Raw genomic sequence first — 1,834 nt, 5'->3', positions numbered from 1 at the left:
CGCCACGAGGCGGGCGGCGGCCACCGGATCGAGCGGGCCGGCCTCGCCCGCGGACGGGCAGTCGTCGACCAGGACACACGCCCCGCAGGCCGCGGTCCTCGCGTGACACACCCGTCGGCCGTGGAAGATGATCCGGTGACTGGCGTCGGTCCATTCCGCGCGCGGGAGCAGCCGCGCCACCTCCCGCTCGATGCGGACCGGGTCGGTGGCCTCGGTCCACTTCCAGCGCGCGACCAGGCGCATGAAATGCGTGTCCACCGTCAGCCCGGGCACGCCGAACGCGTTACCGAGCACCACGTTGGCCGTCTTCCGCCCGAACCCGGGGAGGGTGACCAGGTCCTCGAGCCGCCGCGGCACCTCGCCGTCGTACTTCTCCACCAGCGCCGCGCCCAGACCCTGGATGCTGCGTGCCTTGTTGCGGTAGAAACCGGTCGGACGGATCAGCGCCTCCAGCTCCTCGCGGTCCGCGCCCGCGTAGTCCGCGGCCGTGCGGTACCGCGCGAACAGGGCGGGCGTGACCTCGTTGACCCGCTTGTCCGTGCACTGCGCGGACAGGATCGTCGCGACGCTCAGCTCCAGCGGGTCGCGGAAGTCCAACTCGCAGTAGACGTGCGGGAACGCGCTCTCGAGGGTGCGGAGCATGCGCCTGGCGCGGCGGGTGCGCCCGAGGTCGGTTTCCACCCCCCTCGCGGCCACCCCTCGTCTGCGGCGCTTCGTGGAAGCTGGAGCGGGGTCGGGCATGAGTCCACATTACGGCCCGGACCACCCTCGGGTGCGCCGGGCCGCGCGTGCGAGCCGGCCCGCGGGGGTGTTTACTCGGGGTCATGCAGGGAATCCTCGTCGTCCTGGTCCCGGTCCTCCTCGCCGGCTTCGCCCTCCTGATGGACAAGTTCGAGGCCGCCATCCTGGCCGAGCCGGAGAAGATCGAGACCTGACCCACCCCGGTCGCCGCGCGTTGGTCACACCTGGGGCACCGGAACGGCTACAGTGGCTTTCGCCACACGCACGCCATGGCGCGGACCTCGCTCGTCCGCGCCCGAACGGGAGGGTCACAGACTGTGACGATAGATCGCCGCACGGACCAGTCTGCCGACGACGTACTCACCCGGGCCGGCATCTTCCAGGGTGTCGAGCCCGCGGCCGTCTCGGCGCTGCGTGCCGACCTGACCCGCGAGGAGTACTCGAAGGGTGATGTGATCATCCGCGAGGGCGAGCAGGGCGACAGCCTGTACATCGTCACCTCCGGCAAGGTGAAGCTCTCCCGCAAGGCCCCCGACGGCCGCGAGAACCTGCTGTCGATCCTCGGCCCGTCGGACATGTTCGGCGAGCTGTCCATCTTCGACCCGGGCCCGCGGACCTCCTCGGCGGTCTGCGTCACCGACGTCTCCGTCCAGGCCATGGACCGCTCCGCGCTCAAGCGGTGGATCTCCGAGCGTCCCGAGATCTCCGATCAGTTGCTCCGCGTGCTGGCCCGCCGCCTGCGCCGCACCAACAACAACCTGGCCGACCTCATCTTCACCGACGTCCCCGGTCGCGTGGCCAAGGCGCTGCTGCAGCTGGCCCAGCGCTTCGGCACCCAGGAGGGCGCCAACATCCGCGTGACGCACGACCTCACGCAGGAGGAGATCGCCCAGCTGGTCGGCGCGTCCCGCGAGACCGTCAACAAGGCCCTGGCCGAGTTCGCTCACCGCGGCTGGCTGCGGCTCGAGGGCAAGAGCGTCATCATCTCCGACACCGAGCGCCTGGCCCGCCGCGCCCGCTGAGCTGAGCCCCGCCGGCCCCGTCGGCCCCGTCGACCCGGCCGACCTCGTCGACAAGAGCGTTCCGCACACAT

The 1,834-nt window shown here is 71.2% G+C and carries 2 protein-coding genes; one reads left to right on the top strand and one right to left on the bottom strand.

Annotated elements, in window-relative coordinates:
* Nucleotides 1-741, bottom strand: a 741-nt coding sequence (nth, locus tag G6017_RS11170; protein WP_182610555.1) for an endonuclease III, incomplete at its 3' end; no start/stop codon positions are given.
* A gap of 317 nt (nucleotides 742-1,058) precedes the next feature.
* Between nth and G6017_RS11165 the strand changes: the two genes are divergently transcribed.
* Nucleotides 1,059-1,763, top strand: a complete 705-nt coding sequence (locus G6017_RS11165; protein ID WP_179524412.1) for a Crp/Fnr family transcriptional regulator — start codon at nucleotides 1,059-1,061, stop codon at nucleotides 1,761-1,763.
* Nucleotides 1,764-1,834: the final 71 nt, after the last annotated feature.

The sequence above is a fragment of the Dietzia sp. B44 genome, assembly GCF_014145245.1.
Classification (GTDB): domain Bacteria; phylum Actinomycetota; class Actinomycetes; order Mycobacteriales; family Mycobacteriaceae; genus Dietzia; species Dietzia natronolimnaea.
The sequence above is the reverse complement of the archived record's forward strand: the minus strand, read 5'-3'. Positions and strand labels throughout refer to the sequence as shown.